Below are 22,217 nucleotides of genomic sequence, written 5' to 3' on the forward strand. Positions count from 1 at the left end.
CTGCTCCGGTGTCCCGTTGAGTATAGTCGTTTCACAGGAAAATGCAACACTTTGAGGCACTGGTCATCACTGTATCCCCTTCCAGGACAGGGTTTTCAGGTAAAGGCGCATGTCGCAAACTTGTTTGAAATGACTATAACTGCAAGGCTACGAGAAGCCTCCGACTTTAGTCAGAGGTAGTTTACACCTATTGAAAATGACCCCTACCTATTTTTTTTAGGGACACTTGCGGAACTTTTCGACCCTTTGCGTAAGGGGGAAAACCAACAGGTCAGTAGATTATGGTAAACCGTTAGTATGATTGAACCCTGTTCCATCTTAAGATTTTGAGGGTTTATGCCAAAATGTGCATCTCATGATACGCATGCTCACTGAGGCGCTGCCTTCTCGTTTCACAAGAAAATGCCACACTTTGAGGCATTGGTCATCACCGTATCCCCTTCTCGGACAGGGTTTGCAGGTAAAGACGAATGTCGTAAACTGGTCTGAAATTGCTACATAACAAAGAAATATTCTCATTAGGCCTTTTGCCGGACGTGAATTTATGAACTTCTGTTGCAGAGTGCCACACGCCTGCTTTGAACCTATGCAAAGGTATCCTTGAAGTGCGGAATATATTTCTCAAGAAAAAATGCCGCTTCTCCGGGTTTTACATATCTGACCATGCTTATACGATATTCTCAGTCTGGTTCAATAAATCCCTGACCAGAGACTAACCCTTCCCAAAGCGCCCTTTAGCACCTAAACCTTGATGGCCTGGGGTAAGGCCTGGGCCGCCACCACCCGGTCGCACCCAGAAGCAGGCCGTGCCCACTGATAGCGGTACTCCTTTGGGTCACCCCAACACAACCCCAAATACAGTTCTGTGCGGGTGGCATCCAGTTCCAACCATTCCGCGCGCTCTAATGCTTGGGTCAATTCCGCAGGCGTGACCGGACGGGTATCTGGATACACCCACCAATAGTTCAACCCTTGGGTATAGCGCCACCAAAAATCCCGTACCGCCTCTTTGGCGGCCATCAACCGCTCCTTGTCCCCCGCAATCGCACACAACTGGCTGTGGACTTCCGGCACCGCCAATTCTCCCCCGCGAAACCGACAGGTACGCCAAATAATCCCAGAAACCCCCTGGGTACGCTGGTATTCATGCACCTGCGCCCGGAAATCCTCAAACGCAAACACCATGCTCAACCGTTCCGGGGGAATCGCCAAGGCAATCACCGCGTGCCCCACCCGCTCCCGCACTGAAGGCAGCCAACGCTGCCCCCGCCAATTGGCCTGCAACTCCTGCTCCAGAATCTGGATCAACTCGCAGGTGGTGTACGGCATGGACCGCCTAGTCTAAATAACCCATTAAATCGGCCACCGGAGGATCAATCTGATTGGAGGCTACCGGTCGCCCCATCACCAACTTTGTGGGTTTGACTAAGGCCCCTGCCGGTTCCGGCGCAGGCGATAACGTGCCCACCGGCTGCGGACTGGGACTGATCGGTTTCGGTTCGGTCATCGTCTTTTCTCCCCCATGTCTTCATCATGACCACTTTATCTATCTTAAATCTATCTTAAGCCGCCAGCGGGTGAACCTGGTCGGTGCGGGACGCCCACCGCTCAAATAAAGTTGAAGAAAGTATTAAAAATTCAAAACACTGTGAACAAGGGGTAATTTTAACGACGGGGGCTTTACAAAATCTAGGCAAACCCGGATGGACGCCTGAGAATAAAAGTGATCTCTAGCTGGGATGGTCCTGATTTTCCATGACTCCACGTCTGTTTACCTCCCCGAACTACTGGCCGCTGGTGGTGAGTTTGACCTTGATGTTTTGGCTGGGCGCGACGTTGGTGCTGGATGTACTGGTCATGCCTGGGCTGTACTGGGGTGGCCTAATGCACCAGCCGGGTTTTGCCAGCGTTGGTTATCTCCTGTTTAGTTGGTTCAACCATGCGGAGTTGCTCTGTGCGGCCTTGGTCATGACCAGTGTCCTGGCGCAAACCCTGGCGCAACCCCAGCGGTACTGGCCGGGGCTACTGTTGGCCGGTGTGTTGGTGGGGATTGTCCTGATTTATACCTATGTCCTGACCCCTTGGATGGGCGCGACCAGCCTCCCCCTCGATTGGTTGGAGCAAGAAATGCAGACCCCCACGGTTCCGGCCACGATGAACCTTTTGCATGGCGGTTACTTTGGCCTGGAACTGCTCAAAGTGGCCGTTGCAGGGGGATTGCTCTGGTGGCAATGGCGCTTGATGCCTGCCGATTAGCCCTGCCCCCAACAGACCAGCGACGCCGGGACGAGCAATAACCCGGCTACCCCCACCGCCGCCAAGGCAGTCACCAGCACGGCAGCGGCGGCGCAGTCCTTGGCGATGCGCGCCAGCTCATGGTACGTCTGCCCGACCGTCAAATCCACAACCGCTTCCAGCGCCGTATTGACCAATTCCAGCGCCAACACCAGCCCAATGGTCAAGACAATTACGGCGGTTTGGGCCAGGGGCAAATGCACACCCGCACTCCAGACCAACGCCACCGTAGCCATACCCAGATGAATGCGGAAATTCCGTTGGCTCATCCAAGCATAGTGCAAGCCCTGGCCGGCATAGGCAAAACTCTGCACCAACGTACTCCGAGGGCCGGGGGCAGGAACCGGGGATGAGCGAGCCACAAGTGACGACAGCATAGTGTTATCCTCACACTCGGTTCGCCTATAGTTTAGCAAGGGATATGGCCATGCCCTGGCTTGACCTGTTGCGCCCCTGTCTTGACCACCCTGGCCCGGTGACGGATTTGGATGTCACGGTACTGCAAGCCCAAGCAGTGCGGGGTATTGTGTTGGATGTGGACGATACCCTGGTTCCGGCCCACGAACAGACCATCTCGCCGGCGGTCATCGCCTGGATCAACCAGCTCAAAACCCTCGGCCCCGTCTGGCTGGTGAGCAATAACCTGCTGGTATCCCGGATTGGGGACATTGCCGCCCAATTGGACTGCCCCTACATCTGTGGCGCAGGCAAGCCCTCCCGCCGCAAACTCCGCCAGGCCCTGCAGGGGATGAACCTCCTCCCAGAGCAAACCGCCCTGATCGGTGACCGACGCCTGACCGACATCCTTGCGGGCAATCGCCTGGGGATGTACACTGTACTGGTCCAACCTATTGCTCCCCCCCGTTGGCAAAGACTCCGCCACCTGGAAGATGGCCTTATCAATTGCTTGCTCCGTACATGGTCGTGAACGCCTCCCGACCCTCCTCTTTGTTGAGTAAACACAACTCATCAGATAGCGTACGAACTTCACGCTTCACCAATAGTCGCACGAACAGCTTTCATCCCGACTTTGCAGTCAACACACTATGGCCTACGCCACCTACGGAACACAGATGCGGGGCTTCCCGCCGATTCAGCGCCAACAGCCATGTTCGGCAAAATAATTCATCAAATCTTAACGCAAAGATACAGAAGAACTTGACCGTTCCGGGGTGGTACGAAAATTCATCAATTTCCGCCCCGGTTTCCGTTGTGGCAGCCAGTGTCAGTGATTATACTGAAACTAGTGATGAACGCGCACGTACAGGTATGGGTAAACCGATCGGCGAATACCTTGTGGAAGCGGGTTTGCTAGAGCAGTCCCAGGTGGATTTAGCGCTGGCAGAACAACGACGCACCGGAAAAAGGTTCGGCGATATTATTGTGGCGCATGGGTGGCTCCAGCGACAGACAATTGAGTATTGGATGAAAAATGTGATTATCCCGCACCGCCAGCTAACCACGCCACCCCAACCTGCGGCCTCTCCCAACCAACGCCGGCCCCGGAAGCCCCCGGAAGAAACCCTGGTCATCGGCTGGGAACAGACCTCCGTCCCGCCCCAGACGCCGCCAAGCAACCCCCCCCAGCCCAAGGACATCCACCACCAGGAAACCCTGATCCTTGAGTACAAGGATTTGCCGCCCCTAGGTTAACCCCACCAACCGGGCGCTCAAATCCCAGAGCCGTTCCGCCCGTTTTTGGTCCGTCGCCTGGGCCGATAGCTTTTGGATAAACGGCTTGCCGTCTTTGCGCTGCCGATTGCCCCAACTCCAGTGCACCCCGGATTCGCGAAAAGCGGGATCGGCCACCACCTGCGCTACCCGTTCTCCGGCCAATTCCTGCGAGACGTACCCACCGGTAATGTATTTCTGGAACCAGGGAAATATTTTTTGAAATAGGGGATGACTGTGGCGAAATAGCGGCGTATCGGCCACACACCCAGGGTACAGGGAACTAAAGACAATGCCAGTGCTGTCGTGATAACGCCGATGCAACTCCCGCACCATGATCATATTGCACAACTTGCTGTCTTTGTAGGCTTTGCCTGGTTTGAACCGTTTGCCGTCAATCATGGCAATCGGGGCTTTGAAGCCCGCCTCCAACCCCGCCAAATCCCCCAAATCCGCCGGTGCGGGAATGGGAATTCTGCCCCCGAATTCTGCCGAATTGGCCGTGACGGTGCCGAGCACCACCAACCGCCGGTCCGGTTCGGGACTGTTGCGTAAATCGTCCAGCAAAAGTAAGGACAAAAGAAAATGCCCCAAATGGTTGGTCGCCACACTCAACTCGTAACCGTCGGCACTGCGCAAGGGTTCTTTGAGCAGGGGCATATACACCGCAGCATTGCAGACCAACGCCCGCAAGGGACGGTGTAAATTGCGGAATTCTTGGACAAATTGGCGCACACTTTGCAGCGAAGCTAGGTCTAAATGCAAGATGGTGTACTGCTCTGGATTCAGATGCAACGCTTGGGCGGCCTGGGTCATTTTGGCGTGATCCCGGCAGGCACAGACGACAAACCACCCCCGCTTGATCAGGGCTTTCGTAGCATACAATCCCACCCCAGACGATGTGCCGGTGATAATCACAGTCGGTGCGGCAGTCATAGCAAATTACCCAAAACAGTGCTGCACTAAAAATTCTAAAGGCTAGGTTTGCTCTGGTGATAAACTGTTATGAATTGTTAGATATTGGCCGCAACACTTAGAAAAACTTTATATTACCAGGGCTGGGAGTGGGGGGGTTCCGCAACCCCAACCCTATGGTGGACATGATGTGTCAAGGAGATAGCCCCGGAATTGCGCGCAAAAAAAATTAGCGATCCTGAGTAGTCAAGCATCATATGGGCAACAGTGCAGCGATGGAGTATCGTCACCCGGCAAAAAGCGCTCTGGTATCTAAAGTTTGCACCTATTTTTCTTGTTTTTCTTGCCCCATGGCTGCAGATTGTCCTAGGGCCGGCGTTGGAAATGGTTCTGGAAAATTGCTTTATTCTTGTGGGTCCGGGCAACACAACGTTTTGTTAGGCTGGGACAGTGGCGTGGATGGGTGACGGCTGGAAACTGCTCCCGCTGGGGATGATTTGATACATTGATGAATTTAATATGAATTTAATTTTTAACAGTCATGAGGCGCAAAGCGAACTGTGGATTTTTCCGGCTTCCCAATTTACAGATGGCCCCTGTTGTCAATTGCGTTTGCCGCACCTTGTTCCCTTGGGGTTTCATGGCCAATGGGCCTGTGGTTAACCGCGGGAATACTGCGTTAAAATAGCGGCACCATCAGGGCGATATGCAGTTTCTTGAGCATGGCAACTACTGCGCAAAAGCAGCCTGGCGGCTGGCAGGGTTGGTTACTGCGCCGCGCACTCCATCATCTGGAGCGGGCCTATCGGGCAGCCCAGCGGCTCAAAACATTGGAGGAACGTTACGGTCACCCGCTGCCTTTGCAATTTCCCAATGACCCGGCCAAAGCCCGTTATTTGCAGGGAATTTTAGACCGTCAATTGCTCACCATTCGCCTGCATATGGTGCAGTTTCGGGCGTTGAATTTTTTGGCAGATTACAGCGAATTACCCTGGGAAGAAGAACAGCAGATTTTGCAGAAATTGGCCTTTATTGAACAGAGAGTCAGCCCCTATCGTCAGCAGGCCCAACCATCCGCCAGTATTTCGTCCCACGAGGGGGTGCCGACCAGCCAAACCGCAGCCTCTCGCCGGGCCAACCAGGACAGTGGTTCCTTTATGGCAACCGTGTTGGAAATTAGCCGGGAATTGCAACCGGGCTATGAGGAACAAGTGGTGCAAGAAATCCGTTTGTTCCGGCAACAGGGGCGCACGGCGATTCGTTTTTTGGTGGTTCTCTTGACCGTGCCCTTGCTCACCCAAATTCTCACCAAAAATATCATTTTCACGCCACTACTAGACCGGTTTGTCAGTGTGAATCCGGAGCATGCCCGGCCTTTTTTGCGGGGGGAGATTCGCCAGGAGGCGATTGAAGAATTCGTGCGGTATAAGGAATTGATGGAATTTACCCATCTGCTTGGCCTTAACCCGGAATTTTCTACCAAACGGGAGGAAACGCTCCAGGAAAAGGCGTTGGAAATTTTTCGCAAGCATGCCTATCGGGCAGTGGATGGGTTGGCCAATTTGTTGGCGGATTTGAGTGGGTTATTGGCCTTTTTGGTGGTGGCGCGTCTGGGACGGGGGCAATTTCCGATTTTGTGGGGGTTTATTGACCGATTCTTCCGCAGTCTGAATGACCCGACCAAAGTATTTATTTTTATTCTGGTGACGGATTTGTTTGTGGGGTTTCACTCGGTGGAGGGGTGGGAGGTGCTGCTGGAAACGCTGTCGCACCATTTTGGGATTACGCCCAATCGGTCGGCGATTTACACGTTTATTGCGACGGTGCCGGTGATTCTGGACGCGGCGATTAAGTTCTGGATTTTTAATTACCTCTCCCGGTCGTCGCCTTCTTCGGTGGCGGTTTTGGAAAAGATGAATCAATAGGGGGCAGGGGTGGCCGGCGCTGAGCTGTTCTCTCTATTCCAGCCGCTGGCTCTGGCCTGCCAGGAGGTGCGTCTGTATTACGTGGATATTGCGGCGGTGCCCAGAGAGGGTTGGCCCCAGCTGGCGGGCTGTCTGGGGGCGGAGGATTGGCAGGACATGCAGCGGGTGTCGGCCGAGGCGCGGCGACAGGAATTGCTGCTTAGCCGGGGGTTGTTGCGGGTGTGGTTGGGGCATGGGTTGGGGATGGCGCCGGCGGCGGTTCCCCTGGTCAGGCAGGCGGGGGGCAAGTGGTCGCTGCCCGGTCATCGGCTGCACTTTAATGTGTCACACAGCGGCGGGGTGTGGGTGTGTGCGCTGGGGGAGGGGATGGCGGTGGGGGTGGATGTGGAGCAGGTGCGCCCTTTGCCCCGTCTGGAGCGGTTGGTGGCCCGCTATGCGACGCCCGCAGAACGGCAGCATTGGCAAACCGGGGGGCTGGGGGAACGGGGGTTTTTGCAGTTGTGGGTGGCCAAGGAAGCCTACGCCAAGGCCCTGGGGACGGGGTTGCGGGGGCTGTTGGGGCGTTTGCGGGAGTTGGATACGTCGCAGCCGGGGGCGATGGGGTTGCCGGGGGGCTGGCAGGCGCAGTGGGAGGGGTTTAGCCTGGGGCAGAACTACGTGGGGGCGGTCTGCTGGGGAGTTATTCCGGGTTGAGCCGCATCAACACCTGCCCAAATTCGATGGGTTGGCCGTTTTCGACCAGGATTTCCAGAATTTCCCCGCTGACGGGGGCTTCCACTTCATTCATGGTTTTCATGGCTTCGACAATGCCTAGGGTTTGCCCCGCCTGCACCCGGTCGCCCACGCGCACAAAAGGAGGTTCTCCCGGCGCCGGCGCGGCATAAAATGTACCCACCATCATGGCGGTCACGTCCACCCCTTTTTTGGGGTCTTTGGGTTCGGGGGGCGGTTTTTCCCCTGGGGGTACTACCGGTGCGACCGCCGGCGCAACCCCCGGTCCCACCGGCCCTTTGGCCTGTTCTAAGGTGAGTTCAAAGGCCTCGCTTTTGAGCCGAAAGCTGGTGATGTTGGTCTGTTGCAGGGTCAGGAGCAATTCCTGGAGTTGTTGGAAGGTCAATTCCACGGTTATTCCCGTCCCAGGTAACTGTCGGTGCGGGTATCTACCCGGATGCGTTCACCGGCGTTGATAAATAAGGGTACTTGAATCTGTGCCCCTGTTTCCAAAACAGCGGGTTTTGTGCCACCGGTGGCCGTATCCCCCCGCACGCCGGGGTCGGTTTCCACCACCGTAAGCACCACGGTATTGGGCAGTTCAATTTCTAAAATTTGGTCGTTCCAGGTGACGATGTTGACCTCCATGCCCTCTTTGAGGTATTTAGCACGGTCGCCGACTTCCTGGGGCGAACAGCGGCGCTCCTCGTAGGATTCCATGTCCATAAAGACGTATTGCTCCCCGTCTTTGTAGGTGTGTTGCATGGTGCGTTTTTCTAAAATCGCCTGGGGCACCATTTCCCCGGCCCGGAAGGTGCGCTCTAGGGAGGCCCCCGTCTGGACATTCTTGAGTTTGGTACGCACAAAGGCCGAACCTTTCCCGGGTTTGACGTGCAAAAATTCCACTACCCGCCAAATACTCCCATCCAGTTCGATGGTGACGCCGGGACGAAAATCGTTGCTGGAAATCATAGCACCTGCTGCGCGGTAACGGGTTTTATTGTACCGTTAGCGGGCAATTTCACCGCTAGCATCCCGAAATCGGCGGCCCAGGTGGGCAGCGCAGGGGCTATGATTGTTACAATCCGTTACAAATGGGGGAGCGGGGGATGGAAACGGCGTTACTACCGGGAACGGGGGTGGCACGGGGCCAGCAGTATGACCCGGTGGCGATTGCCCAGGTGTACGATGCCCAAAGGCTGCGGGTGTGGGGGCGGGCCATAGCGATTCTTTGGCCGTTGTTGGGCTTTTTCCTGCGGTTGGTCCTCGACCGGCTGACGGGGCAATCCCAGGCGCGGGCGGCCCAGCGGGCTAGGGAATTTCGCCAGTTGCTGACGGATTTGGGGCCTGCGGCGATCAAAATTGGCCAGGCCTTGTCCACCCGGCCTGACCTGGTGCCGCCGGTCTATTTGGAGGAGTTGACCCTGTTGCAGGACCAGTTGCCGCCTTTTCCCAATGCGGTGGCCTATCGGTTTATCGAGGAGGAGTTGGGGCAACCGCCGGCGCAGATTTTTGCGGAATTGTCGCCCCAGCCGGTGGCGGCGGCCAGTTTGGGGCAGGTATATAAGGGGCGGCTCCCCAGCGGCGAAGAGGTGGCGGTGAAGGTACAACGACCAGGGCTGGTGGAGCAGATCAGTTTGGACATTTACATCCTGCGCCACCTGATGGCCTGGGTAAAAAGCCGGTTCAAACGGATTCGCAGCGATTTGGTGGCGATTTTGGATGAATTTGCCACCCGCTTGTACGAGGAAATGGACTACACCCAGGAAGGGTTAAATGCGGAGAAATTTGCCCAGTTGTACGGTCATCTTCCTGATATTTATGTGCCGAAAATCTATTGGAACTTGACCCGGCGGCGGGTACTGACCATGGAGTGGATCAACGGGATCAAACTAACCGATGTGGAAAAAATGGTGGCAGCGGGTTTGGATACCAAACGCATGGTGGCCATTGGGGTGCAGTGTTCCCTGCGGCAATTGCTCGAACATGGGTTTTTCCATGCTGACCCGCATCCGGGGAATTTGCTGGCGATGCCGGGTGGGCGGTTGGCCTATTTGGATTTCGGCATGATGAGCTACGTCAATCCCCAGCAACGCTATGGGTTGATCACCGCCATTGTCCACATGGTCAACCGGGATTACGAAGCTCTGGCATTGGACTACGTGCATTTGGGATTTTTGACGCCGGAGACGGATTTGACCCCCATTAAACCGGCCTTGCATCAGGCGTTTACGGAAATTTTGGGGCCTGCGGGGGCGCTGGGCGCCAGCGTGTCCCAACTGAATATCAAAAACATCACCGACCGCCTCTCCCGCCTGATGTACGAATACCCCTTCCAAGTGCCTGCCTACTACGCCTTGATCATCCGTTCTTTAGTGACCTTGGAAGGGATTGCCATCACGATTGACCCCAGCTTTAAGGTGTTGAGCGTGGCCTATCCCTACGTAGCCAAACGCTTGCTGACCGACCCGGCACCCGAATTGCGCCAATCCCTGCGGGATTTGCTTTTCAAAGACGGCACTTTTCGTTGGAATCGCCTGGAGAATTTGCTCAAAAATGCGGCCAACAGCGAGGACTTTGACCTGGAAAAGGTGATCGTGCAGGTGGGGGATTTCCTGTTTTCGGAGCGGGGGCGTTTCATCCGGGAAAAATTGGCCGAAGAATTGGCGTTGGGTTTGGACCAGTGGGGGCAGAGCATGTGGCAGCAATTTTTGCCCAACGGTCAACCGGCACCTACTCCCCCCGCCAGTTGGGAGCATTTGGGTTCCCTATGGCGCATCCTCCAGAGCTTGCCCGGCTTTGAACCGCGCCGGTTTTTACCCCTCCTCTCCCAAATGCTGCTCCGCCCGGAGACGCGCCAGTTCGCCCAGTACGTTGTCCGCCGTTGGAGCGAGCGGTTCATCAGCCGGTGGTTGCGGGGGTTGGTCCTTCAGGGCAGTTCCCCCAGTTGGGCGCTCTCCTCCTCCCGCTAACACCGTATGGAGTGTGTACAGCAAGATGGTGAGTTTATAGGTCAAAAAACCCAAGATAGCAGGCAGGAGGCGCAGACTCGGCCAGCGCACCACCAGGATAAATAGCGCCACCACCAGCAACAACCGGGCAGACCCAAACGGGTTGCGGCGCTCCTGCCCCAGCCGCCGCACACTGCGCGCCAGCAACTGCAGATAGAGCAAGCCCACCAGCGCCCCCAGCAGATAGCTCACGGCCACGGTTAGGCCATACACCCACCCACACAGGACAAACGCCCCGCCGCTAAGTAGGAGCGTGACCCGCACCAACCAGGTTTGCAAACGGTCGTACTCGGATAAAGGCGCCGGGTCAGCCATGGGGGTCGGGCGTCAGCACGGGGGCAGCACTGCGGCTGGGAAACACCAACCGCAACAGGGGCGGCGCCAAGAAGGTGGTCAAAATCACCATCACCACAATCCCCGCATCCAGGGCTTCGTTCAACGCACCACTGCTGGCGCCCGCCGCCGCAAACACCAGCCCTACCTCCCCACGCGGGATCATCCCCACCCCGACTGCCAACCGGTTGAGTTTTTCGCCGCCCCAACCAACCCCCAGCCCACTGGCTACCTTACCCACCATGGCCACCAGCACCAAAAAACCCGCCAGCACCAGTCCTTCCCGATTGGCCGGGATCGCCGGGTTAAACACGCTGAAATCCGTTTTCGCCCCGACACAGACAAAGAAAATCGGCACGAAAAAGTCCGCCAAGGGCATCACCTGTTCTTCCAAATCCTGCTGTTTGTCCGTTTCCGAAAGAATCAACCCCGCCGTAAACGCCCCCAAAATCGCCTCCAACTGGATGGCCGCCCCAATCACCGCCAAGACCAGCATCAGGAGCAACGACATCAGCAACAAACTGCCGCGGGTCTTCATATTGTTCACCAGCCCCACAAACCACGGGCTGAGCAGCCGTCCCACCAGCACCGAACCCACCAGAAAAACGGCAGCACCCACAATCAAATACCCTACCCGGCCAATTTCCACCTCACCGGTTTTCACCAAACTTGCCACCACCGCCAGAATAATAATCCCCAAAACATCATCCAAAACCGCAGCGCCCAGAATCACCTGTCCCTCGGCGGAACTCAACTGCTGCAACTCCGCCAACACCTTCGCCGTAATGCCAATACTGGTGGCCGTCAAAGCAGCCCCGGCAAAAATCGCCGCAATCGTCGGCACATGAAACAGATAAATCAACCCCAGCGTACCCGCCGCAAACGGCACCGTCACCCCAATCACCGCCACCAGCGCCGCTTGGGTTCCCACCCGCAGCAGTTCTTGCAGATTGGATTCCAGCCCAATCTCAAACAGGAGCACAATCACCCCCAATTCCGCCAGCACCGACACCACCTCACCTTGGGCCGCAAACGTGGCTTCCCACACCGGCGGGGACAAATGCAAAAACGACTGCACCACCTGCATCACCAGGGAATCCGCCGCAGTCACCTCCCCTTCCGGAAAAACCAACAGATGCAAAATCGAAACCCCCACCAACGCACCTGCCAACAATTCCCCCAATACTGGCGGCAAGTCAAACCGGGCGCACAATTCGCCGCCCACCCGACTGGCCAGATAGATGACCGCCAAACTCAACAAAACGGCAATGAGCACCCCCGTAACGTCCGCTGCAGCCACCCCGGTCGTTGGCATGGTCATCCCCTAAAACAGATTCACTGGCTGAGAGTGTAACCCAAATTTCGCCGGAACACCAGGCGATGGGCTGCCGAGCCGCAGCGTGTCACCGCAGGATTGCTTGGTAGCTCCGTACCACGGGTAAGCAGAATTAAGGTTTTGCCTTAAGGAACGGTGTAGGGGTGTCTTGACAGCACCTTTGCGCGTCCGTTTGTGGACTGCGTCAGCATCCCCCGGCTTTAGTGGGCGTGTCAACAAGACCCTGATGGCGATGGCGACCTTTGACCCCCGCGCCAGGGGGGTGATAGGGAATGATTATCGCAGTTTTGCCGGTTTTTCCCGCAGAAAAACGGCCAGAAATCTGCAATAAATCCCGTTTTCCCGTATTTTTACAGATGGAGCGCCAGCCCCATTGGCAAGTTAAGTGATTAGTAATTTTTATCATCAAGTGGACTTGACCTTGCAGTTGGGTAGAACCCCTAAAGTGAAGGTGCGAGAGCCAATCTGACGGGCAGGGTTACCTGGAATTAGGGATCACGGGGCATGCTGGTGGGAACGGCGGGGGGAAGGGAGTAGGGTCTGGGCAAACCTTGGTGTATGGTACTTCGTTTGCCTGAGTAAAGGGAGGGGGTGATGTCGTGCAACCCCCTTTTTATTTGGGGGTGGTCACGCCGTGTTAGGGTAAGTCCTACATCATTGGGAGTGGGCGATGGTGGCGACTTCCCTACGACGTCTTTTGCCCTATTTGTATCCGTACCGCTGGCGCATTTGTCTGGCGTCGGTCTGTACGTTGGGTTTTGTGCTGTCTATGCCGGTGTTGGCGCATTTGGCAGGGGTACTGGCCCCGATGGTGGGTAGTGGCAATGTGCAGGCAATTACCCGGATCAGTGGGTTGGTGATGCTGTTTTTTGTGGTGCGGGGGTTGTTTCAGTACGGCCAAGATACCCTGATGGCAGATGTGGCGTTGCGCCTGACGATGGATTTGCGCTGTCGGGTGTACCAACATCTCCACAAGCTGGACATTGCTTTTTTTGAGCAGTCCCGCACGGGCGATTTGAGTTACCGGCTGACGGAGGATGTGGACCGGGTGGGGGAATTGGTGCATAAGTTGTTCCACCAGTTTGTGCCCTCGGTGCTCCAGTTGGTGGCGGTGCTGGGGTATATGGTGTTTTTGAATTGGACGCTGACGCTGGCAACAGTCATTGTGGCACCGCTGATGACGTTGTTGATCGGTTGGTTTGGGCAGCGGTTGCTCCTACTGTCGCAGCGGAGTCAGGCCAAGGTGGCGGATATTGCCGCCTTGTTGACCGAGGTGTTGGCAGGGATGCGCTTGGTGCGGGCGATGGCGGCGGAGGATGAGGCGCTGCGGCGATTTGCCCAGGCGGCAGAACAGAATCGGCGGGCGCGGTTGGGGGCAGAACGGTTAAAGGCGGTGCAGTTCCCGGTGGTGGGCTTTTTGGAGGCCATGAGTGTCCTGTTTTTGTTTTGGCTGGGCAGTGTGCAGATTCAGCAGGGCTGGCTGACCGCAGGGGAATTTGTGGCGTTTGCAGCGGCGGTGGCGTTGTTGTTTGACCCGATTACGATTACCACCAGCAATTACAACGAGTACAAGCAGGGGCAGGCATCCCTGGAGCGGCTGTGGGAACTGTTGGCGCTGACGCCCCAGGTGCAGGAATCCCCGACGGCGCAGCCTTTGACGGTAGTCGCCGGGCAGGTGGCCTACCAGGGGGTGGTGTTCTATTACCAGCCGGGGCGACCCGTGCTGCGGGGCATTGACCTGGTGATCCAGCCGGGGGAAACGGTGGCCTTGGTGGGGCCGTCGGGGGCGGGCAAAAGTACCCTGGCGCAGTTGTTGCCCCGGTTTTACGACCCGCAGGTGGGAACCGTGCGGATTGATGGGGTGGACATTCGCACGGTGACCCTCAAGAGTTTGCGCCGCCAGATTGGCATGGTGCCCCAGGAAACGGTTTTGTTTTCCGGTACGATTGCCCAAAACATTGCCTTTGGGCAGACGAACTGGGATTTGGGGGCGGTAGAACAGGCGGCGCGGGTGGCCAATGCCCACGGGTTTATTGCGGCGCTGCCCCAGGGGTATCACACGTGGGTCGGAGAGCGGGGCGTGAATCTATCCGGCGGCCAGCGGCAACGGATTGCCATCGCCCGGGCGGTGCTGCAAAATCCCAAGATTCTCATTCTCGATGAAGCCACTTCCGCTCTGGATGCGGAATCGGAGCGGTTGGTGCAAGAAGCTTTGGAACGGTTGATGCAGGGGCGGACGGTGCTGATTATTGCCCACCGGCTCTCGACCGTGCAGCGGGCCGACCGGATCGTGGTGCTTGAACAAGGGCAAATTACCGAGATGGGCACCCATACGGAATTGCTGCGCCACGGCGGGCGCTATGCCCAACTGTACCGCCATCAATTTCCCGACAGCCAGACGGCGGTCGAATCCCTCAGACCGGGTTAAATTCCCCCAGAAATTTCACCTCCGGGTGCAAGAGAATGTCCCACCGTTCGGCCACCACCCGTTGCACGTGGTGGATCAGCGCATAGATGTCTTGGGCCGTGGCCCCCCCCAAATTCACGATGAAATTGGCGTGCAAAGGCGATACCTGGGCTTGGCCAATCTGATAACCCTTGAGGCCGCTGCGTTCGATCAACCAACCGGCGGGGTGCTGGGGGGGGTTGCGAAACACACTGCCGCAACTGGGCAAATGGTAGGGCTGGGTACGCCGCCGGTGCTGGAGATAAGCGCTGGTCTGGTGCAGGAGTTGCCTGGGGTCGTGCCCAGGACAACATTGCCAGCGGGCGGCCAAGACTACCCCTGGCAGGGACTGGAGCCGCGACGCACGGTAGGCATAGGCCAAATCGGCGGGGCGATAGGTGACCACCCGACCGGCCTGCCACACCTGCACCGACACCAGCACCTCCGCCGTACAACCTCCTTGCGCCCCCGCATTCATCACCACCGCCCCCCCCACCGTGCCGGGAATCCCCACCGCCCAGGCCAACCCCTGCCAACCGCGGCGGGCTGCCTCCCAGGCCAACTGGGGCAAGGGGACTCCTGCCGCTGCCGTTACTTGCCCACTTTCCGCATGCCATTGCACCCCCCGCAGATAGCGGGTACACACCACCAGCCCCGGCACCCCGCGGTCGCTGACCAGCAGGTTGGACCCCGCCCCAATGACCGTCACTGGCAAATCTTGCGCCGCAGCCCACTGAAGCACCTGCTGCAATTCCCCCTGGGAGCGGGGCAACGCCAACCACTGGGCTGGCCCCCCCACCCGATAGGTGGTCCAAGGCGCCAATACCACCTGTGCCTGCCCCAGGAGGGTCCCCGTCATCCCACCGCCAGGGAGTCCTGCCGTTGATAAAAATCCAGCAGGCGAGGAATCACCCGGTTCAAGTTCCCGGCGCCCAAAAACAGCACCGCATCCCCCGGTTGCAGCAATTCCTGCAGACAATGCTCCACCGCCGTCAACGTCGGGGCATACAGCACCGCCGGATGGTAACGCCGCACCTGCCGGGCCACATCCTCACCGGTTAGCCCCGTGGGATTGGCCTCCCCCGCCCCATAAATATCCACCGTCACCACCACATCCGCCTCCCCAAACACCGGGCCAAAATCCGCCAGCAAACTGGCCGTGCGGCTATAGCGATGGGGTTGAAACACCACCACCAACCGCCGTTCCCCCTGGGGCCACCGCTGCCGCGCCGCCTTCAACGTCGCCCGAATTTCGCTGGGATGATGGGCGTAGTCGTCATAAAACGCAATGCCCCCTCCTTGCCCCCGCAGTTCAAACCGCCGCCGCGCCCCCGTAAACGTCATCACCGCCTGTTGAACCTGGGAAAACGGCACCCCCACCGCTCGACAGACCGCCACCGCCGCCAGCGCGTTTTGCAGATTGTGCTCCCCAAGCAAGGGCAAAGTCAACGTTCCCAAAAGCACCTCCTGCTCCCACACCTGCGCCGTAATCCCCGTGGGCGCATACTGCACCCCCGTTGCCCGGTAGGTCGCCGCAGCCGTCAACCCATAGGTCACAACCGGCCTGGTCAACTCCTGCGCCAACTGCGCCGCCGTGGCACAATCCGCACCCATAACCATCACCCCACAGTGCTGGGCAAACGTGCGAAACGTCCGCACCACCTGGCTCAGAGAGGCAAAGTGGTTGGTGTGGTCCAGTTCGATATTGGTAATCACCCCCACCTGCCCCTGCAAATTCACCAGCGTTCCATCCGATTCGTCCGCTTCCGCCACCAGAAACCGCCCCTGTCCCAGGCGGGCATTTCCCCCCCAGGTACTCACCTCCCCACCGATCACAATCGTCGGGTCGTACCCCGCCTGCACCAGCACATGGCCGATCAGCCCACTGGTGGTCGTCTTGCCGTGCGTGCCCGCCACCAAAATACTCTCGTACTCCTGCGCCAGCGCCGCCAACACCTCCGAACGGTGGAACATCGGACAGCCCAAGGCCCGCGCCAACTGATATTCCCCGTTGGCATCGCTAATGGCCGTCGAACAAATCACCTGGGGCAAGATGGCCCCCCAAGCCCGCAGCCCCGAACCGTCTTGGGGCGTCACCCGCACCCCCAGACCTTCCAAACGGGCGCTGATCCCATTGGGCGACACATCCGAACCCGACACCGGCAACCCCCGCCGCGCCAAGATATAGGCCAAAGCCGACATGCCGATCCCCCCAATGCCGATAAAATGAAACGGTCGGCCAGAAAAATCCAGGCGCTGGGGCGGCATCTGCACTCCTTACAACACCACAAAGGAGGTTCAGGGCCGATCATACCAGGAATCCGACAGGGAGGGAACGCCCGGCTTGCTCCCCGGTACGCAAGCCCAAACGGTGGTAAGATGTAGGGCAAATTCACGCCATCATCACCGTTGAGGACTACCGTGATTAAGGTTGCAATTAATGGCTTTGGCCGCATCGGGCGCAACTTTCTGCGCTGTTGGATGGGACGGGCGACCACTGGGATAGAGGTTGTCGCCATCAACGACACTTCCGACCCCAAAACCAACGCCCACCTATTGAAATACGACTCCATGTTGGGGCGGTGGGACGCCGAGATTACCAGCGATGAAAATTCCATCACGGTCAATGGCAAAGTCTGCAAGTGCTACTCAGACCGCAACCCGGAAAACCTACCCTGGGGCGAATTGGGCATTGACCTGGTCATCGAAGCCACCGGCGTCTTTGTCGATGACAAAGGTGCAGCCAAACACCTCAAAGCCGGGGCCAAAAAGGTCATGATCACCGCGCCGGGCAAAGGACCCGGAATCGCCACCTTTGTCGTGGGGGTCAACCACCAGGAGTACAACCACCACGAACACCACCTGATCAGCAACGCCAGTTGCACCACCAACTGTCTGGCCCCCGTGGTCAAAGTCCTCCACGAACACTTCGGCATCGTCAAGGGCATGATGACCACCACCCACAGCTACACGGGCGACCAACGGCTTTTGGATGCCAGCCACCGGGACTTGCGGCGGGCGCGGGCAGCCGCCATCAACATCGTCCCCACCTCCACCGGCGCAGCCAAGGCGGTCGGTTTGGTGTTGCCCGAACTCAACGGTAAGCTCAACGGCATTGCCTTCCGAGTGCCCACCCCCAACGTGTCCCTGGCCGATTTGGTGGTGGAAGTCCGCAAGCCCACCATTGCCGAGGAAGTCAACGCTGTTCTGAAACAGGCCAGCGAAGGCCCCCTCAAAGGCATTTTGGAGTACAACGAAGAACCCCTGGTCTCTAGCGACTACCGGGGCACGAACGCCTCTTCGATTGTGGATGCGGCCCTGACGATGGTCATGGACGGCACCCTGGTCAAAGTGGTGGCCTGGTACGACAACGAATGGGGCTATTCCCAACGGGTGGTGGACCTAGCCGAACACGTGGCCCGCTGTTGGGTGGCCTAGGAGTGCAGTTCCGGGAGGGTGGCCGCCAACTCCAGCGCCTTTTGCGCCAACGGCACCAGATGCAAACCCTGGGGGTAACGCCCCTCCCGGTTGGCCCGCTCCAGGTCCACCGCACTCAACCCCAAAAAAGGCGCCAGCGGCCTTAGGACATTGCCCCGCAGCACCAAGCCCTGCACCCCCCCCACCGGTGAGCGCACCAGCAACCAACTGTGGGTATCCCCCAGGGTGACGATTGCCTGCGCCAGACTCTCCTGCTCGCGGATGCTGGGCAATTCATCCAGGGGAATGACAATCGCCGCCAAAGATAGATGGGGCCATTGGCTGCGTTCAATTTGCGTCAGCCGCCCACTGTCTACCAAACCCAAGTAACGGCCATCCGCCTCGGCAAAATAAATCTCCGGTTCCCGGGCAGGCAAGCAGTACAAATCCACAAAATCCCGCAGGGACAATTCCGCCCGCAACACGCGAAAGTCCCGGCTCATCACCTCACGCACCTGCGTCTTGAGGAGAATTTCTTGCAGGATGCTGTACTGGCGATAGGTCTGGGCATTACCGGCCATAAACCAGCCGATCAAGGCCAGCCACAGCCCTCCCGCCGCCCCGCCTAAAAAGGCCAACATGCCCAAAAACACGGCCACAATGCCCAAGACCCAGCCAAAGAGGGCCGCCCACTGCACCCCCCGAAAGGGACTGCCCGTCACCTGCCAGATACAGGCTTTGAGCACCTGTCCCCCATCCAAGGGCAAACCGGGGATGAGATTAAAAATGCCCAGCACCCAATTCATCGCCATCAACTCCTGGGTCAGGCGTCCCCAGGGCGAATCCAGCCCCCCCAACTGCCGGGTCAAGGCCATCAACCCCATCGCCAGCCCCAAACTCACCGCTGGCCCCGCCATCGCCACCCACAGCGCCTGCAGCGGGGTACGGGACTCCCGCTCCAACGTCGCCACCCCCCCAAACAAAAACAGGGTAATGGAGCGCACCTTCACCCCTTGCGCCTTGGCCACCAAACTGTGCCCCAATTCATGCAACAGCACCGAGCCAAAGAGCCCCAGCGCCAGCAGCAACCCCACCCCCCAACTCCAACTGGCCGGCCAATCCGGGTAGGACCGCTGCCAGCGCCACCCATTCCCCCAGGCAACCAGCACCAGAATCACAAACCACGACGGGTCGAGATACAGGGGAATTCCAAACAGCGCACCCACCCGAATTCCCCCTTGCATAACCCATGCCCCCGTCGCGAACCATCTTCCACTTCCCATTGTACGAACTCCCGCGGCTGGGCATTCCCAAAGGTGTTGATTTATTACGTTTTGTTGAATTTATTAAAAAATGAGGGTGCTGGGTTGGGGCAATCGCCGGCACCGGTGTATCCGTTTTGTTATTTTTTATTCCTGTTTGTTTGGCGGTGGCGGGTCATGCCTACGGCCATCCAAGTAACGCCCGGCCAACCCCTGACCGAGTTCCAGGCACAGCCAGCCCCCCAGAATACTGCCTGCCCAGTAGAGGATGTCCGCACCCCAAAGCGGCGCCGCCCGCAAATGGATACTGTCGAGTTCATAACCGGAAAACGTGGTGTAGGAACCCATAAATCCCGTGAGCCACAGGAGACGTATTTCTGGGTGTACGCGTGGGGCAAAACACACCCGCGTTGCAAACCCCATCGCCCCACAACCGGTCAGATTCACCACCAACGTTGCCAGGGGTGTGTCGCTCCCCCACAAGTAACTGATGCCCATTTCGCCGTAGTAGCGGCTCCAAGCCCCCAACACCGCCCCCAGGGCAATCGCCAGTACCGGTCGCCAGGCTACGGGTAACATCGTTGTCATCCCCCCCCCGACGGTCACTACGCTAGCAGACCGCACGGGCATTGCCACCGGTTGGGGGGCAACCCCTGCACTACCCACATCGGCGTCTGTTCATCTGTATTTTTCAATACCAAAAAGTCTCTCTTGGCAAGTGCAGAAATGTTCTGGGTGAACGGAACGGTGGGGGCAATCCTGAGGCTAGAATGGGGACTGTCCTGCGTGAGGATTTGTTAAGTCTTTATGAATCGTTTGCGCTATCTGATGTGCCCGCCCGATTACTATCAGGTGAATTATGTGATTAATCCTTGGATGGAAGGTAATGTCCAGCGTTCGTCGCACCCACGGGCACAGGAACAGTGGCAAAAACTGTATCAACTGCTCAGCCAGTACGCCCAGGTCGAATGCCTCACGCCCGCACCCGGTTGGCCGGATATGGTGTTTACCGCCAATGCGGGGTTGGTCGTCAATCAAACGGTGGTGCTCAGCCAGTTCTATTACCCCCAGCGGCAGGGAGAACAGCCCTATTTCCGGGATTGGTTTGTGGCTCAGGGGTATCAGGTGTTGGAATTGCCCGCCGGGATTGCGTTTGAAGGGGCCGGGGATGCCCTGTTGGACCGGGGGCAGGGGTGGCTGTGGTGCGGCTATGGGTTTCGCTCCATGTTGGAAGCCCATCCCTACTTGGCAAAATGGTTGTCCCTCGAAGTTTTGTCATTGCATTTGATCGATAAGCGTTTTTATCACCTCGACACCTGTTTTTGTCCCTTGAGTGATGGTTATTTGCTCTATTACCCACCGGCATTTGATACCTATTCCAATCACTTGATTGAGCGCAAAATTCCCCCGGAAAAACGGATTCCCGTCAGTGAAGCAGACGCCCTGGGGTTTGCCTGTAATGCGGTGGAAATTGAGCGGGTCATTATTGCCAATTTCATGAGCAGGGAACTGCAACAGCGGCTGCAACAATTGGGTTTTCGCGTGATCACGACGGATTTGAGCGAGTTTCTCAAAGCGGGGGGCGCAGCCAAATGCCTGACCTTGCGCCTGGATGAACCGGTGCCGCAAGTGCCGGCGGTGGCGGGGGTGGCCAAGCGGTTGGTCGCGCTCCACGGGCATTTGGTGGACAGCAATTTGTTGACGGAAGCCTTGGACCGGATTGTGGATGGGGGGGGCAGCTTCCAGATTGAGCAGTTTCAACTGGGTGCCCATCGGCCTGACCCATCCTTGATTCATCTGTGGGTGTCGGCCCCGACCGAAGCCCTTTTAGACAGTATCTTGAACAATTTGATTGACCTGGGCGCCCGTCTTGTGGATGCACCGGAAACACCCGTGCGGTTGGAATTGGTGACCCAGCCGGGGGTGGCGCCGGAGGATTTTTATGTGACGACGATTTACCCGACGGAGGTTTACCACCAAGGGCGGTGGTGGCGGGTGCAAAACCAGCGCATGGACGGGGTGATTGTGGTGACGGCCACAGGGGCGACCTGTCGGTTGCTCCGGGATTTGCAGGTGGGGGATGCGGTGGTCTGCGGTGTAGATGGCATTCGCACCTTGCACAAACCCAGCCAGGAGCGGGGCCAGGAATTCGGCTTTATGGAGTCGGGGGTCTCCAGCGAGCGACGGGTGGAGCTGGTGGTGGAGGAAATCGCCTGGGAGTTGCGCCGTATCCGGGAGCGGGGCGGCAAAACGGTGGTGGTGGCCGGACCGGTGACAATTCACACCGGGGGGGGTCCCCATTTGGCAACCCTGATTCGCGAGGGTTATGTGCAGGTCCTGTTGGGGGGCAATGCGATTGCTGTGCATGACCTGGAGCAAAGTCTCTACGGCACGTCGTTAGGGGTGGATTTGGCCAGGGGAAGGGCGGTCAAAGGCGGCCATCGGCACCATTTGAAAACCATTAACCTCATCCGGCGCTACGGCAGTATCAAGGCGGCGGTGGAGGCCGGGGTGATTACGTCGGGCGTTTTTTATGAATGTATCCGCAAGGGGGTGCCGTTTTGCCTGGCCGGTTCGATTCGGGATGATGGCCCGCTGCCGGAAACCCGCATGGACCTCATCCAAGCCCAGGCCGAATACGCCGAACTGCTGCGGGGGGCAGATATGATCCTGATGCTTGCTACCATGCTGCACGCAATTGGGGTGGGGAATATGACGCCCGCGGGGGTGAAACTGATCTGCGTGGATATCAACCCGGCGGTGGTGACCAAATTGGCCGACCGGGGTTCTTTGGAATCGGTGGGGGTGGTGACCGACGTGGGCCTATTTTTGAGTTTGTTGGTGCGACATCTCCAGCAGTTGGGGCAACCCTACACCCTGGCAGCAGCGAAGTAA

21 protein-coding genes and 1 pseudogene are annotated in these 22,217 nt (G+C 58.0%); 10 read left to right on the forward strand and 12 right to left on the reverse strand.

The window, feature by feature from the left end; translation table 11 throughout:
- Positions 1-741: 741 nt before the first annotated feature.
- Together ACWISF_RS08295 and ACWISF_RS08300 are read right to left on the reverse strand one after the other, a co-directional pair.
- The gene (locus tag ACWISF_RS08295) at positions 742-1,329 is read right to left on the reverse strand and encodes a hypothetical protein (protein WP_448381118.1); all 588 of its coding nucleotides are present in this window, start codon (positions 1,327-1,329) and stop codon (positions 742-744) included.
- Positions 1,330-1,336: 7 nt separating this feature from the next.
- Entirely contained in the window at positions 1,337-1,507 is a 171-nt protein-coding gene (locus ACWISF_RS08300) for a hypothetical protein (RefSeq protein WP_448381119.1), read from the reverse strand.
- A 248-nt stretch (positions 1,508-1,755) separates the two neighbouring features.
- Here ACWISF_RS08300 and ACWISF_RS08305 point away from each other — a divergent pair, with 248 nt between their 5' ends.
- Entirely contained in the window at positions 1,756-2,256 is a 501-nt protein-coding gene (locus tag ACWISF_RS08305) for a hypothetical protein (protein ID WP_448381120.1), read from the forward strand.
- Here the strand turns inward: ACWISF_RS08305 and ACWISF_RS08310 are convergent.
- A complete protein-coding gene (locus ACWISF_RS08310) occupies positions 2,253-2,657 on the reverse strand; it encodes a diacylglycerol kinase (RefSeq protein WP_448381121.1) in 405 nt (134 codons plus the stop codon). The two genes, ACWISF_RS08305 and ACWISF_RS08310, sit on opposite strands and share 4 nt — an antisense overlap.
- 65 nt (positions 2,658-2,722) lie before the next feature.
- Between ACWISF_RS08310 and ACWISF_RS08315 the strand changes: the two genes are divergently transcribed.
- Positions 2,723-3,223, forward strand: a complete 501-nt coding sequence (locus ACWISF_RS08315; RefSeq protein WP_448381122.1) for a YqeG family HAD IIIA-type phosphatase — start codon at positions 2,723-2,725, stop codon at positions 3,221-3,223.
- Positions 3,224-3,564: 341 nt separating this feature from the next.
- On the forward strand, positions 3,565-3,948 hold the full coding sequence (locus ACWISF_RS08320) for a hypothetical protein (RefSeq protein ID WP_448381123.1): 384 nt from the start codon (positions 3,565-3,567) through the stop codon (positions 3,946-3,948).
- Here the strand turns inward: ACWISF_RS08320 and ACWISF_RS08325 are convergent.
- Positions 3,940-4,902, reverse strand: coding sequence for a protochlorophyllide reductase (locus tag ACWISF_RS08325; RefSeq protein WP_448381124.1), 963 nt, complete (start codon positions 4,900-4,902; stop codon positions 3,940-3,942). The genes ACWISF_RS08320 and ACWISF_RS08325 overlap by 9 nt on opposite strands.
- Positions 4,903-5,400: 498 nt before the next feature.
- Between ACWISF_RS08325 and ACWISF_RS08330 the strand changes: the two genes are divergently transcribed.
- The 3 genes from ACWISF_RS08330 to ACWISF_RS08340 are packed head-to-tail and all read left to right on the forward strand — an operon-like array spanning position 5,401 to position 7,499.
- Positions 5,401-5,544 carry a carotenoid oxygenase family protein gene (locus ACWISF_RS08330; RefSeq protein ID WP_448381125.1) on the forward strand — a complete coding sequence of 48 codons (144 nt, stop codon included), beginning with the start codon at positions 5,401-5,403 and terminating at the stop codon, positions 5,542-5,544.
- A gap of 59 nt (positions 5,545-5,603) precedes the next feature.
- Positions 5,604-6,806 (forward strand): CemA family protein, encoded by a 1,203-nt coding sequence (locus ACWISF_RS08335; protein WP_448381126.1) that lies wholly within the window; start codon positions 5,604-5,606, stop codon positions 6,804-6,806.
- A 9-nt stretch (positions 6,807-6,815) separates the two neighbouring features.
- On the forward strand, positions 6,816-7,499 hold the full coding sequence (locus ACWISF_RS08340; protein WP_448381127.1) for a 4'-phosphopantetheinyl transferase family protein: 684 nt from the start codon (positions 6,816-6,818) through the stop codon (positions 7,497-7,499).
- Here the strand turns inward: ACWISF_RS08340 and accB are convergent.
- On the reverse strand, positions 7,486-7,929 hold the full coding sequence (gene accB / locus ACWISF_RS08345; RefSeq protein WP_448381128.1) for an acetyl-CoA carboxylase biotin carboxyl carrier protein: 444 nt from the start codon (positions 7,927-7,929) through the stop codon (positions 7,486-7,488). The genes ACWISF_RS08340 and accB overlap by 14 nt on opposite strands.
- Before the next feature lie 2 nt (positions 7,930-7,931).
- Complete coding sequence (gene efp, locus ACWISF_RS08350; RefSeq protein ID WP_448381129.1) at positions 7,932-8,489, reverse strand: elongation factor P; 558 nt, start codon at positions 8,487-8,489, stop codon at positions 7,932-7,934.
- A gap of 137 nt (positions 8,490-8,626) precedes the next feature.
- Between efp and ACWISF_RS08355 the strand changes: the two genes are divergently transcribed.
- Entirely contained in the window at positions 8,627-10,489 is a 1,863-nt protein-coding gene (locus ACWISF_RS08355) for an ABC1 kinase family protein (protein WP_448381130.1), read from the forward strand.
- A 27-nt stretch (positions 10,490-10,516) separates the two neighbouring features.
- Here the strand turns inward: ACWISF_RS08355 and ACWISF_RS08360 are convergent.
- Both ACWISF_RS08360 and ACWISF_RS08365 read right to left on the reverse strand, forming a co-directional pair.
- Positions 10,517-10,843, reverse strand: a pseudogene (locus ACWISF_RS08360) (ATP synthase subunit I); the annotation flags it as partial.
- Positions 10,836-12,176, reverse strand: a complete 1,341-nt coding sequence (locus ACWISF_RS08365; protein ID WP_448381131.1) for a cation:proton antiporter — start codon at positions 12,174-12,176, stop codon at positions 10,836-10,838. The pseudogene ACWISF_RS08360 and the gene ACWISF_RS08365, both read right to left, overlap by 8 nt.
- 691 nt (positions 12,177-12,867) lie before the next feature.
- On the opposite strand from ACWISF_RS08365, the gene ACWISF_RS08370 reads away from it, so the two are divergent.
- Positions 12,868-14,625, forward strand: coding sequence for an ABC transporter ATP-binding protein (locus ACWISF_RS08370; protein WP_448381132.1), 1,758 nt, complete (start codon positions 12,868-12,870; stop codon positions 14,623-14,625).
- Here ACWISF_RS08370 and murB read toward each other — a convergent pair.
- Both murB and murC read right to left on the reverse strand, forming a co-directional pair.
- Positions 14,612-15,502: a UDP-N-acetylmuramate dehydrogenase gene (murB, locus tag ACWISF_RS08375; RefSeq protein ID WP_448381133.1), complete on the reverse strand. Its 891-nt coding sequence runs from the start codon at positions 15,500-15,502 to the stop codon at positions 14,612-14,614. The two genes, ACWISF_RS08370 and murB, sit on opposite strands and share 14 nt — an antisense overlap.
- A complete protein-coding gene (gene murC / locus ACWISF_RS08380) occupies positions 15,499-16,911 on the reverse strand; it encodes a UDP-N-acetylmuramate--L-alanine ligase (protein ID WP_448381134.1) in 1,413 nt (470 codons plus the stop codon). The genes murB and murC overlap by 4 nt, the downstream gene beginning before the upstream one ends.
- A 153-nt stretch (positions 16,912-17,064) precedes the next feature.
- On the opposite strand from murC, the gene ACWISF_RS08385 reads away from it, so the two are divergent.
- Complete coding sequence (locus ACWISF_RS08385; RefSeq protein WP_448381135.1) at positions 17,065-18,081, forward strand: type I glyceraldehyde-3-phosphate dehydrogenase; 1,017 nt, start codon at positions 17,065-17,067, stop codon at positions 18,079-18,081.
- Here ACWISF_RS08385 and ACWISF_RS08390 read toward each other — a convergent pair.
- Positions 18,078-19,304 (reverse strand): site-2 protease family protein, encoded by a 1,227-nt coding sequence (locus ACWISF_RS08390; RefSeq protein WP_448381136.1) that lies wholly within the window; start codon positions 19,302-19,304, stop codon positions 18,078-18,080. The two genes, ACWISF_RS08385 and ACWISF_RS08390, sit on opposite strands and share 4 nt — an antisense overlap.
- Before the next feature lie 165 nt (positions 19,305-19,469).
- Positions 19,470-19,946 (reverse strand): fluoride efflux transporter FluC, encoded by a 477-nt coding sequence (locus tag ACWISF_RS08395; protein ID WP_448381137.1) that lies wholly within the window; start codon positions 19,944-19,946, stop codon positions 19,470-19,472.
- A gap of 183 nt (positions 19,947-20,129) precedes the next feature.
- Here ACWISF_RS08395 and argZ point away from each other — a divergent pair, with 183 nt between their 5' ends.
- On the forward strand, positions 20,130-22,217 hold the full coding sequence (gene argZ / locus ACWISF_RS08400; RefSeq protein WP_448381138.1) for a bifunctional arginine dihydrolase/ornithine cyclodeaminase: 2,088 nt from the start codon (positions 20,130-20,132) through the stop codon (positions 22,215-22,217).

Source organism: Gloeomargarita sp. (genome assembly GCF_053491055.1).

Excerpts from the sequence above, each read along its gene's own strand:
- ACWISF_RS08315 (WP_448381122.1), top strand. The coding sequence starts at position 2,723 with ATGCCCTGGCTTGACCTGTTGCGCCCCTGTCTTGACCACCCTGGCCCG.
- ACWISF_RS08300 (WP_448381119.1), bottom strand. The coding sequence starts at position 1,507 with ATGACCGAACCGAAACCGATCAGTCCCAGTCCGCAGCCGGTGGGCACG.
- murB (WP_448381133.1), bottom strand. The coding sequence starts at position 15,502 with ATGACGGGGACCCTCCTGGGGCAGGCACAGGTGGTATTGGCGCCTTGG.
- ACWISF_RS08390 (WP_448381136.1), bottom strand. The coding sequence starts at position 19,304 with ATGCAAGGGGGAATTCGGGTGGGTGCGCTGTTTGGAATTCCCCTGTAT.
- ACWISF_RS08370 (WP_448381132.1), top strand. The coding sequence starts at position 12,868 with ATGGTGGCGACTTCCCTACGACGTCTTTTGCCCTATTTGTATCCGTAC.
- ACWISF_RS08295 (WP_448381118.1), bottom strand. The coding sequence starts at position 1,329 with ATGCCGTACACCACCTGCGAGTTGATCCAGATTCTGGAGCAGGAGTTG.
- ACWISF_RS08330 (WP_448381125.1), top strand. The coding sequence starts at position 5,401 with ATGAATTTAATTTTTAACAGTCATGAGGCGCAAAGCGAACTGTGGATT.
- ACWISF_RS08335 (WP_448381126.1), top strand. The coding sequence starts at position 5,604 with ATGGCAACTACTGCGCAAAAGCAGCCTGGCGGCTGGCAGGGTTGGTTA.
- ACWISF_RS08355 (WP_448381130.1), top strand. The coding sequence starts at position 8,627 with ATGGAAACGGCGTTACTACCGGGAACGGGGGTGGCACGGGGCCAGCAG.
- argZ (WP_448381138.1), top strand. The coding sequence starts at position 20,130 with ATGAATCGTTTGCGCTATCTGATGTGCCCGCCCGATTACTATCAGGTG.
- ACWISF_RS08365 (WP_448381131.1), bottom strand. The coding sequence starts at position 12,176 with ATGCCAACGACCGGGGTGGCTGCAGCGGACGTTACGGGGGTGCTCATT.
- ACWISF_RS08325 (WP_448381124.1), bottom strand. The coding sequence starts at position 4,902 with ATGACTGCCGCACCGACTGTGATTATCACCGGCACATCGTCTGGGGTG.
- ACWISF_RS08320 (WP_448381123.1), top strand. The coding sequence starts at position 3,565 with ATGGGTAAACCGATCGGCGAATACCTTGTGGAAGCGGGTTTGCTAGAG.
- murC (WP_448381134.1), bottom strand. The coding sequence starts at position 16,911 with ATGCCGCCCCAGCGCCTGGATTTTTCTGGCCGACCGTTTCATTTTATC.
- ACWISF_RS08305 (WP_448381120.1), top strand. The coding sequence starts at position 1,756 with ATGACTCCACGTCTGTTTACCTCCCCGAACTACTGGCCGCTGGTGGTG.
- efp (WP_448381129.1), bottom strand. The coding sequence starts at position 8,489 with ATGATTTCCAGCAACGATTTTCGTCCCGGCGTCACCATCGAACTGGAT.